The sequence below is a fragment of the Catenulispora rubra genome, assembly GCF_015356825.1.
Lineage (GTDB): Bacteria > Actinomycetota > Actinomycetes > Streptomycetales > Catenulisporaceae > Catenulispora > Catenulispora rubra.
Window position 1 is genome coordinate 1 of the sequence record NZ_JAACYW010000641.1, and the last position, 1137, is coordinate 1137.

The 1137-nt window shown below is 74.6% G+C and carries 1 protein-coding gene; it reads left to right on the forward strand.

The genetic code is table 11. The features are described 5' to 3' along the window. Positions 1-1064 (forward strand): ROK family protein (locus GWK61_RS54715; protein ID WP_194922313.1); only part of this gene is annotated, 1064 nt, incomplete at its 5' end. Positions 1065-1137: the final 73 nt, after the last annotated feature.

The window sequence follows — 1137 nt, forward strand, 5'->3', positions numbered from 1 at the left end:
CCGACACCCCCGGCCGCCCGCCGACCCGCCTCGCCCTCAACCGCGCCGCGGGCCTCGCCATCGCCGTCGACGTCGGCGTCCGGCACGTGGCCGTCGCCGTCGGCGACCTCTCGCGCAGCGTCCTCGCCGAGCGCTGGGTCTCCCTCCCGCAGGGTCACTCCGCCGAGCGCGGCACGCACATCGTCATGCGCAGCATCGAGACCACGCTCGCCGAGGCGGAGGCGGATCGGGACCAGATCGTCGGTGCGGCCATCAGCATCGCCGCCCCGATCGCGCCGGATAGCGGGCGGTTCCTCGTTCCCGGGGTGCTGCCGGGGTGGAACGGTTCGGAGTTGGCCGAGCTGATCGGTCGGACGTGGGGCATCCCGGCCGCTGTCGAGAACGACGCCAACCTCGGCGCGCTCGGTGAGTCGGTCGTGGCCGCGCCGCCCGGCGGGGATCTGCGCGGGCAGGATCTGCTCTACGTCAAGCTCGCGAGCCGCGTCGGGCTCGGCATCGCCTTCGGCTCCCGCAGCGCCTTCGGCTCCCGCATCCACCGCGGCCACGACGGCTACGCCGGCGAACTCGGCCACGTCACCGCCGACCCGGACGGCCCGGCCTGCTGGTGCGGACGCCGAGGCTGCCTGGAGCTGTACGCCGGTGCCGAGGGCATGCTCGCCCGCCTGGCCGCACGCGGCATCCGCATCGACGACGTCAACGAACTGATCCGCCGCGCCGAGGCCGGCGACGCCGACGTCCTGGCCGTGATCGACGACGGCACCCGGCGCCTGGCCCGCTCCCTCGGCGCCCTCGCCCTGGTCCTGAACCCCTCGGTCATCACCCTCGGCGGCGAGCTGACCGCACTCGGCCCGCTGCTCCTCGACCCCGTCCACGCCGAGCTCACCGCCGTCCCGTTCGGCGCTCCGGTCGCCGTCCGAACCTCCACGCTGGGCCCGCGCGCTTCGTTGATGGGCGCCCTGGCGCTCGTCCTGTCCGAGTCCAGCCGCTTCACGGATCAGTCCTCTGCTCCGGCCGCCCCGAACTCCGGGCGGGTGACCGCGCCCGCCGCGGCCCCGTCCCGGTAGCTGCACAGTCCCTCTCATCCCTCTCCCTCCTCCTCACGTCCCTCCCTCTAACCCCCTCCAAGCCCCTCCAAGC